This is a genomic window from Pseudomonas sp. HMWF006 (genome assembly GCF_003061205.1).
Classification (GTDB): domain Bacteria; phylum Pseudomonadota; class Gammaproteobacteria; order Pseudomonadales; family Pseudomonadaceae; genus Aquipseudomonas; species Aquipseudomonas monsensis.
On record NZ_QAIU01000441.1, the window covers coordinates 369 to 4,906 of the forward strand.

The 4,538-nt window shown below is 58.6% G+C and carries 3 protein-coding genes and 1 pseudogene; all 4 read left to right on the forward strand.

All coding sequences use genetic code 11. The features are described 5' to 3' along the window. A pseudogene (locus DBR24_RS32815) lies at positions 1-420 on the forward strand (MgtC/SapB family protein); the annotation flags it as partial. A 313-nt stretch (positions 421-733) separates the two neighbouring features. Continuing rightward, positions 734-1,267, forward strand: a complete 534-nt coding sequence (locus DBR24_RS18560) for a fimbrial protein (protein WP_095047684.1) — start codon at positions 734-736, stop codon at positions 1,265-1,267. A gap of 147 nt (positions 1,268-1,414) precedes the next feature. Further along, a complete protein-coding gene (locus DBR24_RS18565) occupies positions 1,415-3,796 on the forward strand; it encodes a fimbria/pilus outer membrane usher protein (protein WP_225931086.1) in 2,382 nt (793 codons plus the stop codon). A 29-nt stretch (positions 3,797-3,825) separates the two neighbouring features. After that, the coding region (locus DBR24_RS18570) for a molecular chaperone (protein WP_146189081.1) at positions 3,826-4,538 on the forward strand (713 nt) is incomplete at its 3' end.

The following is a 4,538-nucleotide window of genomic DNA, read 5'->3' on the forward strand; positions in this document are numbered from 1 at the left end:
GCCGCCACCCTGTGGACATCCGCTGCCGTCGGCGCCTGCGCCGGTGCCGACCTGCTCGCCGAAGCGGTGCTCGGCACCCTGTTCATCCTCGCCGCCAACACCTTGTTGCGGCCGATCGTCAACAACATCAACCGTCAGCCACTGGACGTGGTCTCGGCGGAAGTCACCAACATCGTTTACGTCATCGCCCGGCGGTCACAGCAGAAAGCCGTATTCGCCTTGCTCGAGGCGGAACTGGAGCGCAGCAACTATCCCGCCAGCGATGTCGATGTGCATGCCTTCGGTGCCGATGAAATAGAAATTGAAGCGACGCTGGCGACCACCTCGGTCGATGGTGATGAGCTGGATGCGCTGGTGGCGCGGATTTCGACCTCGGCGCTGGTGGTGCAGGCGTTCTGGAGTCCGAGTACCACCGAGTAACATTTCTCGGTTGCTGGGAATTGTCCTACACGGCGACAGGAAAGAACTTACATTTTCGACCTTGGGGCTCGATCACTATTGGTTCCGGAGCAGAGATGCCCGGCGTCCTGATTACTCGGTACGGTATTACGGCTGTGCAATTGATACCTGGAAAGTTCGGCAAGGAATGGCCGGAAATAATGGGGGGATCATCAGTTGCAAACGCCGTGATGAGGTTTGTTTGTCATTGCAAATAAACCTGTTGCCGTTCACGAGTGATTTGGGAAGCCAGGCCGCTGGGCCAAATAAATAACTATCCCAAGAGATGTAAAAAATGAAAAAAATCGTCGCTGTTACCGCCGCTACCGTTGTTATGGGTCTCGCTTCCTTCGCTAACGCTGCGACGCCGGCTTCCGGCAACCCTGGCACCGTGCGCTTCATCGGTGAAATCGTTTCCGGCGCCTGCGGTATCGACGCCAGCTCCCTGGACCAGACCGTTTCCCTGGGGCAAGTGCCATCTAACCAGTTCAAAGCGATCGGTGATCGTTCGACCCCGACCAAGTTCGACATCATCCTGACCGACTGCGACACCACCACTCAGAAGAACGCGCGCTTCACCTTCAGCGGTGTCCAGGATCCAGCCGTTCCAGGCTTGTTCGCCACCACCGGTCTGGCACAGAACGTCGGTATCCGTCTGCAGGCCAGTGCCGGCGAAATGCTCGACAATGGCACTGAGCAGGTCGCTCCGGTTGTGTTGCAAAACGGCAACAACACCGTGACCTTCGCCGCCATGTATGAAGCCACTGCTGCGACCGTCACCACTGGTGAAGCCGACAGCGTGGCTAACTTCACCGTGGCCTACAACTGATACCCGCGTATCGCCAGGTGTAAGAAAAAGGGGTGAAAACCCCTTTTTTCTTTTCCGTCAAAGTTCTGATAAAGGCTATTTCCCGTGTACGGCCGAAAACTTTTCGTGTCTTGCGTGTTGATCTCCTGTGCGCGTTATTCAAGTGCCGTGGAGTTTAATTCGGAGTTTCTGAATATCGACAAAAACGACGATATCAGTCTCGGACAGTTTGCCCATGCGCAATACACTGTGCCCGGTCGCTACTTGTTGGATATTACTGTCAACCAGCGTTATTTCGGTTCGCGTTCGATCGAGTTCAAGAGCGGCGCCAACCCGGATGAAAGTTACGCTTGTCTGCCCGAAGACCTGGTACTGACCTTTGGTCTCAAACCGTCTTTGCTGAAAAGCCTGCCGCGTCTGGCTGACGGTCAATGTGTGGATTTGCGTGGCATCGAAAATGCCTCGATCAAGTACATGAAGAATCTTGGGCGTCTGTCGATCAGCTTGCCGCAGGCGACCTTCGAGTACGACGACCCCGATTACATTCCGCCCGCCGCCTGGAGCGACGGGCTCAACGGCGCGTTGCTCGATTATCGAGTGATCGCCAACAGTCGCCAGACCCAGGGTTCGTCCGGGGATTCGCGCTCGCTGCAGAGCTACGGCACTGCCGGGATTAACCTGGATGCGTGGCGCGTGCGCGCCGATTATCAGGCGCGGCTGGAATCCGCCAGCCAAGGTGATAATCCCCACGGCGAAGCGGCTCAGTTGAACCGTTTGTATGCCTATCGTGCGTTGCCAACGATTCGTTCGAAGCTGTCGCTCGGTGAGGACTATCTGAACTCTGACGTGTTCGACACCTTTGCTTTGCGCGGTGCGACTCTGAGCAGTGATGACCGCATGCTGCCGCCGAACCTGCGCGGTTATGCGCCGCTGATCAGTGGCCTGGCGCGCACCAACGCAACGGTCACGGTGTCCCAGCAGGGGCGCGTGTTGTACTCGACCACGGTGACGCCGGGCGCGTTCAGCATTCAGGATCTCAACAGCAGCGTGCAAGGCACGCTGGACGTGACCGTGCGGGAAGAAGACGGTACCGAACAGACGTTCACCGTCGCCACTGCCGCTGTGCCGTTTCTGTCCCGTGAGGGCGAGTTGCGCTACAAGGTTTCCGCCGGCCAGCCGCGCCTGACCGGCCAGGGCGGCAGCGAGCCCGGGTTCGTGGCCACGGAGGCGGCCTACGGCCTGGCCAAGGACTGGACCGTCTATGGCGGCTGGCTTGCCGCCTCCGGGTACCAGTCGAGCGCTGTGGGCATCGGCAAGGATCTCGGCGTACTCGGTGCCGTGTCGGGGGATGTCACCACCTCCCGGGCCACGTTGCGCTGGAACGGTGAAACCGTGGTCGGCAATTCTTACCGGATCAACTATTCCAAGCGATTTGACGCCATTGGTACTGACCTGCGCTTTTTGGGTTATCGCTTTTCTGACAAGACGTTCACCAACTTCTCGCAGTTTGTCGGCGATGCGGATGCCTATTCGCTGAACTCGGGCAAACAACGTTATTCGGTGACCGTTGCCAAGCATTTTCCCTGGTTGTCGACGAGTTTCTCCTACGACCATTCGACCTACTGGGATGCCCCCGCCGCCGATCGTTTCGGGCTGACGGTGGCGCGCAGTTTTTCCCTTGGCAACGTCAAGAACATCAACGTCAACGTATCGGCGTACCAGACCCAGAATAGCCGGCAGAACGACGCGCAAATCTATCTCGGCGTGACCGTGCCACTGGGTGGCAACTCGATGATGTCGAGCAACCTGCAGCGCTCGGGCTCCGCAGGTTCGTCGGCCAGTGTCGGGTACAGCCATGATGACGGTGAAGGGGTGAATTATCAGGTGTATGGCGGCGTTGGCGACAACCGCTATGTCAACGCGTATGTCGGTCAACGGGCGTCGAGTTACCGCGCGAATGCGTCTGTCTCAACCGATGGCAGCACCTATCGCTCGCTCACCGGCGAGCTCGACAGTTCACTGGTCGCGACCCGTTATGGCGTATCGGCCCATGGCAATGGCACCAATGGCGATACACGTCTGCTGGTGTCCACCGACGGCGTTGCGGACGTGGCATTCACCGGCCAGACCCGCACCAACCGTAACGGTTATGCGGTGATGGACGGCTTGCCTTCCTTCCAGGCCTACGAAGCGCGGGTCAACGTGGAAAAGTTGCCACTCAACACCGAAGTATCCAATCCGATCCAGCGATTGGCGCTGACTGAGGGGGCCATCGGCTACGTCAATTTCGCCACGGGGCAGGGCCGCAACGCGTTTGTCGTGTTGACCCGTCTCGGCGGTAAACCGGTGCCTTTCGGCGCATCGGTGCAAGACAAAAACACCAATAAGGAAGTGGGCATCGTCGGCGAGGCCGGCGTCACTTATCTGTTGGGCATCAAGGCCGGGGCTGAACTGGTAGCGCGTTGGGATGACGCCGGCCAATGCAGTCTGGCCGAACTCCCTGAGGAGGACGTGGTGACCAACGTCGCCAAGCCTGCCCAGTGTCTGTAATCGCGCCTGTTCATTAATCCGGAGTCACCATGTCACGTTATGTTGTGTTTTCTGTGGGTCGTTTTTTCAACCGTCTGAGCCTGGCAATCGGGCTCTGTGTTCCCGTGCTGGCCAGCGCCGCTGTGGTGCCGGATCGCACCCGTCTGGTGTTCGAGGAAAGTGCGCCGTCAGTCAGCGTCACGGTCAGCAACAAGAACCCGCAATTGCCGTTTATCGTGCAGTCGTGGATCGAGAACGAGAGTGGCCAGAAAGTCACGTCACCGTTCATGGTCCTGCCACCGTTGCAGCGCATCGAGCCGAACGAAAGCAGTGTCCTGCGCATTGTGAAGTTGCCGCAGCTGGCACTCCCTGCTGACCGGGAGTCGGTGTTCTATTTGAACATTCGCGAGATTCCGCCGAAAACCCAGGCGGTCAACTCGATGCAGATTGCCTTGCAGTCGAAGATCAAGTTGTTCTACCGGCCGGCCGCTGTAAAGCGCGAGCGGGGCGAGGACCTGGCACTGGGCCTTGAGCTGAAAATCGACCCGGCCACCCGACAGTTGCTGGTCGATAACCCGACGCCGTTTCACATCACGGTCGTCGGTCTGCTGGCCGGCCCGGAAAAAACCAGAATGCCGATCGAAACCGTGATGATCGCGCCACGCGGCCATGCGCGGTTTGCCCTGACGAATACCGCGTTCACCACCTTGCGGGTGTCGAACATGAATGACTTCGGCGGTCAGTCCGACACACTGTTCAATTG

Excerpts from the sequence above, each read along its gene's own strand:
- DBR24_RS18560 (WP_095047684.1), top strand. The coding sequence starts at position 734 with ATGAAAAAAATCGTCGCTGTTACCGCCGCTACCGTTGTTATGGGTCTC.